At 71.2% G+C, this 5,983-nt stretch carries 4 protein-coding genes; all 4 read left to right on the forward strand.

Annotation, left to right across the window (positions count from 1 at the left end; all coding sequences use genetic code 11):
* Nucleotides 1-205: 205 nt before the first annotated feature.
* The 4 genes from mutM to ACVOK1_RS19960 all read left to right on the forward strand — a co-directional run bounded on the left by mutM (nucleotide 206) and on the right by ACVOK1_RS19960 (nucleotide 5,788).
* Entirely contained in the window at nucleotides 206-1,018 is an 813-nt protein-coding gene (mutM, locus tag ACVOK1_RS19945; RefSeq protein WP_164072957.1) for a bifunctional DNA-formamidopyrimidine glycosylase/DNA-(apurinic or apyrimidinic site) lyase, read from the forward strand.
* A gap of 68 nt (nucleotides 1,019-1,086) precedes the next feature.
* Nucleotides 1,087-1,653 carry an ECF-type sigma factor gene (locus tag ACVOK1_RS19950; protein WP_108767212.1) on the forward strand — a complete coding sequence of 189 codons (567 nt, stop codon included), beginning with the start codon at nucleotides 1,087-1,089 and terminating at the stop codon, nucleotides 1,651-1,653.
* A gap of 16 nt (nucleotides 1,654-1,669) precedes the next feature.
* Complete coding sequence (locus ACVOK1_RS19955; protein WP_481563042.1) at nucleotides 1,670-4,135, forward strand: protein kinase domain-containing protein; 2,466 nt, start codon at nucleotides 1,670-1,672, stop codon at nucleotides 4,133-4,135.
* A gap of 48 nt (nucleotides 4,136-4,183) precedes the next feature.
* A complete protein-coding gene (locus tag ACVOK1_RS19960) occupies nucleotides 4,184-5,788 on the forward strand; it encodes an OpgD/OpgG family glucan biosynthesis protein (RefSeq protein ID WP_313147777.1) in 1,605 nt (534 codons plus the stop codon).
* The last annotated feature ends 195 nt before the right edge of the window (nucleotides 5,789-5,983 follow it).

Genomic DNA, 5,983 nt, shown 5'->3' on the forward strand with positions numbered 1-5,983 from the left:
CTGTAGAGTAGGGGGGGGGGGGGGGGGGGGGGGGGGGGGGGGGGCTGGGGGGGGTGCGGGGGGGGGGACCCCGAGGGGGGGGGCGGGGCGGGGGGGGTGCGGGGGGGGGGGGGGGGGGGGGGGGCTTCTGCGCCGCCCGGGGGTCGGGCGGCCCCCGCCACCGGTCGGTGACGGATCGCGCGGTGCGCCGGCGTAGAATCAGCCCATGCCTGAACTGCCCGAAGTAGAAACCACCCGCCGCGGCCTGGCGCCGCATCTGGAAGGCCGCCGCGTCCATGGCGTGATCCTGCGCCGCGCCGACCTGCGCTGGCCGATTCCGCCGGAGGTGGCCGATCTGCTGCCGGGGCAGCGCATCGACGCGGTGCGCCGGCGGGCCAAGTACCTGCTGCTGGATACCGCCGTGGGCAGCGCCGTGCTGCACCTGGGCATGTCCGGCAGCCTGCGCGTGCTGCCGGGGGACACGCCGCTGCGCACCCACGACCACGTGGATATCAGCCTGGACAACGGCCGCCTGCTGCGCTTCAACGACCCGCGCCGCTTTGGCAGCCTGCTCTGGCAGCCGGCCGGCGAGGTGCATCCGCTGCTGCAGGGGCTGGGCCCGGAGCCGCTGGACGAGGCCTTCGACGGCGATTACCTGTTCGAGCGCAGCCGCGGCCGCAGCGCACCGGTGAAGACCTTCCTGATGGACCAGGCGGTGGTGGTCGGGGTGGGCAACATCTACGCCGCCGAAAGCCTGTTCAAGGCCGGCATCAGTCCGCTGCGCGAGGCCGGCAAGGTCTCGCGCGAACGCTATCGTCGGTTGGCCCGCGAAGTGAAGGACACCCTCGGCTATGCCATCACCCGCGGTGGCACCACCCTGCGTGATTTCATCAGCCCCGATGGTGCTCCGGGCTACTTCGAGCAGGAACTGCTGGTCTATGGCCGCGACGGCCTGCCGTGCCCGCAGTGCGGTCGCCCGCTCAAGCACGCGATGATCGGCCAGCGCGCCAGCGTGTGGTGCAGCCGCTGCCAGCGCTGAATCTCTTCATGCAGCGCACACCGGCAGCGCTATAGTCCGCTCAGCATCCGCTGCGGGGGGACGTTGCGATGGACGAAGGACCGGATATCACCGTCTGGCTGGACGCCGCGCGCGGCGGTGACCGCACGGCGCTGGACCGCGTGCTGACCACGCTGTACCAGGAGCTGCACGGCATGGCCCGGCGCCAGCTGGCCGGCCAGCAGGGACGTACCCTGGACGCCACCTCGCTGGTGCACGAGTCCTACCTGAAACTGCTCGGCAGCCGCGGCGCGGCGCGCTTCGAGGATCGCGCGCATTTCTTCGCCTATGCCGCCTCGGCCATGCGCAGCGTGGTGGTCGACTACGCGCGCAACCGGCTGGCGCGCAAGCGCGGCGGTGACCTGAAACGGGTGGCCGAGATTCCCGAGAACAGCAGCAGCGGCGTGCGCCTGGACGAGGACCTGCTGGCCCTGGACGTGGCCCTGGAGCGCCTGCAGGCCGTCGATGCGCACCTGGCGCGGGTGGTCGAGCTGCGCTACTTCGCCGGCCTGTCCGAACAGGAGATCGCCGAACTCAGCCAGCGCTCGGAGCGCAGCATCCGCCGCGACTGGCAGAAGGCGCGGCTGTTCCTGCTGGCGGCGATGCGCGGCGACTGAGGCGCGCGGGCCGACCATGGATGCCGCGCGCTGGCAGCTGCTTTCGTCCTGGCTGGACCAGCTGCTGGAGCTGGCCCCGGAGGCACGGCAGCTGCGCCTGCAGCGCCTGGCCGAGCACGACCCGACCCTGGGCCGCGACCTGGAACACCTGCTGCTGCAGGAGGCCGACAGCCAGGAGTTCATGGCCCAGCCGCTGTGGACCGCGGCGCCACCGGGGCGCGCGGGCAGCCAGGTGGGGCCCTACCGCCTGCTGAGCCCGTTGGGCGAGGGCGGCATGGGCGAGGTCTGGCTGGCCGAGCGCTGTGATGGCCTGTACCAGCGGCAGGTGGCGCTGAAGCTGCTGCGCAGCGGCGTGGCCGACCCTGGGCTGCGCCAGCGCTTCGGCCGCGAACGGCAGATCCTCGCCCGGCTGCAGCACCCTCACCTGGCCCAGCTGCTGGATGCCGGCGTGGACCAGCATGGCCAGCCCTATCTGGCACTGGACTACGTGGAAGGCGAGCCGATCAGTGATTACTGCCGGCGCCTGGAACCGTCGCTGGAAACGCGCCTGCAGCTGATGCTGCAGGTCTGCGCGGTGGTCAGCCACGCCCACGCCAACCTGGTGGTGCACCGCGACCTGAAGCCTTCCAACATCCTGGTCCGCGCCGACGGCACGGTGAAGCTGCTGGATTTCGGTATCGCCGCGCTGCTCGACCACGACGCCGCCGATGCCACCCACCCGCCCACCGAAGTACGTGCGTTCACCCTGCACTACGCCGCGCCGGAACAGGTACGCGGCGAGGCGGTCACCACCCTCACCGATGTCTATTCGCTGGGCGTGGTGCTGTTCGAAGTGGTTACCTGGCACAAGCCCTACCGCCTGCGCCGGCACAGCGATGCCGAATGGGAGCGCTCGATCCTCGACGTGCAGGTGCCGCGTGCATCGTCACTGCTGCTGCGGCTCGCCGACCAGCCCGGCGCCGCGCGGCGCGCGCTGCAGCGTCAGGCCCGGCAGCTGCGCGGTGACCTCGACGTGCTGCTGGAAAAGGCCCTGCAGAAGGATCCCGCGCAGCGCTACGCCTCGGCCGAGGCGCTGGCCGGCGACCTGCAGAGCTACCTGCAGGGCCGGCCGATCCAGGCCCGGCCGCCCGGCGTGGGCTACCGCGTGAACAAATACATCGGCCGCCACCGCTGGGGCGTGGCGCTGGCCTCGGTGGCCGTGCTGGCCCTGCTCGGCACCACCTCCATCGCGCTGTGGCAGGCGCGCCAGGCGCAGGTGGAAATGGCCCGCGCGCAGGCCATGCAGGATTTCACCGTCAGCCTGTTCGACAAGGCGGCCAGTGAGCGCCACGGCCATTTCGACGTGCCGCAGCTGCTGGCCACCGGGCAGCAGCGTGGCGAGGCCGAACTGGCCGACCAGCCGCTGGCGCTGGCCGAGCTGGAAGGCGTGATCGGCCGCCTGCGGATCGGTCTGGGCGATTACCAGCTGGCCCTGCAGACCCTGGACCAGCAGCGCCGGCTGCTGCAGCAGGTAAACGACGTGCCGCCGGCCCTGCAGCTGGAAGCGGTGACCCAGCGTGGTCGCGCGCTGCGCATGCTGGGCCGTGACCGCGATTGCCTGGCGCACCTGCAGCCGCTGCAGCCGTTGGCTGCCCGCGAGGCCGATGCATTGCCGGCGACGGTGGCCGAGTTCCACAGCCAGCTGGGCCGCTGCCAGGCGCAGCTGGGCAACGCGGACGCCGCGCGTGCCTCGTTCGAACAAGCGCTCGCCCTGCGCCACCAGGGCATCGGCCAGCGCTTTGGCCGCGCCGAGTCGCTGGCCGACCTCGCCGGCCTGGATGCCGGCGCCGGGCACCTGGCTGCCGCGCTGGCCGGTTACCAGCAGGCACTGGCGCTGCTGGACCAGCCGGCCGATGGCCGCAGCCCGCAGGTGATCGGCCTGCACCGCCAGCTGGGAGAGGTGCTGGCACGCCAAGGCCAGACCGAGGCGGCCGCCACCGAACTGGAACTGGCCTGGCAGGCGGCACAGGATGCCTGGGGCCCGCGCCATCCCGAGGCGCTGGTGGTGCGCCGCGCGCGCGCGATGCTGGCCCTGCAGCGCGGGCAGGGCGAGCACGCCGGACAGGAACTGCAGCAGGTACAGGCACAGCTGCTGGCCGCGCTGGGCCCGGCCCACCGCGAGGTCGGCCAGGGCGAGTTCGCGCTGGGGCAGTGGGCCAGCGATCACGGCGACGCCGCGTTGGCGGCCAGGCACTACGCGCGGGCGGTGGCGATCTGGCGCCAGCCCGACCATATGGCCCTGCTGCCGCAGGCGCTGCTGGCGCAGGCAGGCGCGCTGCAGCAGGCCGGGCAGCCGGACGCGGCACACGCTGCGCTGGCCGAAGCACGCCAGCTGCTGCTGGCCCAGCGCGGGGCACAGGCCCCGGCCCTGCGCGAGCTGGATGCGCGGCTGGCCGCGCTGGCGCAGGCTGAACCGACCGTACAGCCCTCCGCTGCCCGTTAACGTTTGTCTGCCTATGATGGCCGACCTTCCCCTTGCTTCCGCGCCTGCATGCAACGACGCGACTTCCTCCGCAATGCCTCCCTGGCCCTGGCCGCCTTCGGCCTGCCGACCCTGCCGGCCTGCGCGGCCGGGAAGAGTGGACAGCTCGGCCTGCGCCGGCTCGGCCAGCCGCAGCCGTTCGATTTCGCCACCCTGAAGGGCCAGGCCCGCGCGCTGGCGCAGGCGCCCTACCAGAGCCACAAGCGGGTGCTGCCCAAGCCGCTGGAAGCCCTGGACTGGGACCAGTACCAGTCGATTGGCTACCGCCAGGACCATGCGCTGTGGGCCGACCAGCCCGGCAAGTTCCAGGCGAAGTTCTTCCACCTGGGCCTGTACTTCCATTCGCCGGTGCGGATGTTCGACGTGGTCGATGGCAAGGCGCAGGAACTGGCCTACGACGGTGCGGCGTTCAACTACGGCAAGAGCGGCCTGAAGAACGGCGAGCTGCCGGCGGACCTGGGCTTTGCCGGCTTCCGCCTGAACACCCGCAAGGACACCGACCGCGACTTTGCCGCCTTCCTCGGCGCCAGCTACTTCCGCGCCGTCGGCAAGGAAGGCCAGTACGGCCAGTCCGCGCGCGCGCTGGCCATCGATACCGGCATGGGCAAGCCGGAGGAATTCCCTGATTTCATCGCCTACTACCTGGAGCAGCCTTCGGCCGACTCGGACACGATCGTGGTCTACGGCCTGCTCGATTCGCCCAGCGTGGCCGGCGCCTACCGCTTCGCCATCACCAACGGCGACGTGCTGCTGATGGACATCGACAGCGCGCTGTACCCGCGCAAGGCCATCGAACGCCTGGGCATCGCCCCGTGCACCAGCATGTACCAGGTGGGCGAGAACGACCGCCGCATGGGCTGGGACTGGCGCCCAGAAATCCACGACACCGATGGCCTGTCGATGTGGACCGGCGCCGGCGAATGGATCTGGCGCCCGCTGGTGAACCCGCGCAACCTGCGCTTCAACATGTTCGTCGATCACAACCCGCGCGGCTTCGGCCTGCTGCAGCGTGACCGCAATTTCGACCATTACCAGGATGACGGCGTGTTCTACGAGAAACGCCCGTGCCTGTGGGTGGAACCGAAGGGCGAGTGGGGCGATGGCTCGGTGCAGCTGGTGGAGATTCCCACCGTGGATGAGACCTTCGACAACATCGTGGCGTTCTGGAACCCGAAGGAAAAGCCGCAGCCGGGCCAGGAGCTGCTGGTCGGCTACCGCCTGTTCTGGGGTGCCGAACCGCCGGCACGCACGCCGCTGGCGCACTGCGTGGCGACCCACACTGGCCTGGGTGGCGTGGTGGGCAAGAAGCGCGAGTACTTCAGCTGGCGCTTCGCGGTGGATTTCGAAGGCGGCGAGCTGGCCAGCCTGATCGACAAGGGCGAGGTGGAGGCGGTGGTGGAAGCCAGCCGCGGCCGGGTGGAGATCGTGTCGGCGCGGCCGCTGCGCGAGATCAAGGGCTACCGCGCGATGTTCGACCTGGTGCCGCCGGAGGGCAGTACCGAGCAGATCGACATCCGCCTGTACCTGCGCAGTGGTGGCAAGCCGCTCACCGAGACCTGGCTGTACCAGTACACCCCGCCGCCGGCGGGCGCGCCGGAGCGCACGCTGTACTGAGTGGTTTGGGATTGCAGGGCTTGCAGCCCTGCACCCGCCGAAGCGGTAGTGCCGGCCGCTGGCCGGCAACCTCAACGTCAAAAGCTGGCTTTCCGTGGGATGGCGGGGTGGGTCCGGTTGAGGGGGACGCCGTAAACCCGTCCATGGGGGCTTGGTCGCCGCATCCATGCGGCTCACACCCCCTCAACCGGACCC

It is taken from the genome of Stenotrophomonas sp. STEN087 (assembly GCF_056759115.1).

Coding starts and splice junctions, on each gene's coding strand:
- ACVOK1_RS19960 (WP_313147777.1), top strand. CDS start 4,184: ATGCAACGACGCGACTTCCTCCGCAATGCCTCCCTGGCCCTGGCCGCC.
- mutM (WP_164072957.1), top strand. CDS start 206: ATGCCTGAACTGCCCGAAGTAGAAACCACCCGCCGCGGCCTGGCGCCG.
- ACVOK1_RS19950 (WP_108767212.1), top strand. CDS start 1,087: ATGGACGAAGGACCGGATATCACCGTCTGGCTGGACGCCGCGCGCGGC.
- ACVOK1_RS19955 (WP_481563042.1), top strand. CDS start 1,670: ATGGATGCCGCGCGCTGGCAGCTGCTTTCGTCCTGGCTGGACCAGCTG.